Origin of the sequence: Streptococcus sp. S784/96/1, from assembly GCF_902729355.1 — a bacterium.
In the GTDB taxonomy this organism is placed as follows: domain Bacteria; phylum Bacillota; class Bacilli; order Lactobacillales; family Streptococcaceae; genus Streptococcus; species Streptococcus caledonicus.
In genome coordinates, this window is the sequence record NZ_CACVCC010000085.1 from 1 (window position 1) to 513 (window position 513).

Annotated in this window: 1 pseudogene; it reads left to right on the top strand. The window is 37.4% G+C overall.

Going from position 1 to position 513, the window contains the following annotated elements:
• Positions 1–513 (top strand): annotated as a pseudogene (locus tag GZ996_RS12040) (transposase); the annotation flags it as partial.

Sequence of the window (513 nt, forward strand, 5' to 3'; positions counted from 1 at the left end):
TTGAAGATATTATGGGCAGTTCTGGGCGTAACTTGATGACTCTTTAGTCAATCGAAAAACCATCACACCAGAAGTTATTCGTGCTAATGTTTATACGACTCTGAAACAGAAAATTCCTCAACTAAAAAAAGCCTTGGATGGTTATTTTTCAGCTTATCATCGGTTTATGTTATAACAAGCAATAGAAACTTATGATTGTTATAATGCTAAAATCCAACAGTTAGAAAATCGAATAGACAGTTATTTCAAAGACTATGAGCGAGAACTAGAGATATTGGATAGTATTCCGGGTATCGATCAGATTACAGCCTCTGTTGTTATCGCTGAAGTTGGTGTTGAGATGAACCAATTTCCAACAGTTGGTCAATTAAGTTATTGGGCTGGGTTATGTCCAGGAAATCATGAGAGTGCTGGTAAAAAACGAAGTAGCCGAATAAGACATGGTAATGCTTACCTGAAAAAGTGCCTTTGTCAAGCTGTCTTTGCGGCTAGACGACAAAAAGGCAGTCCTAT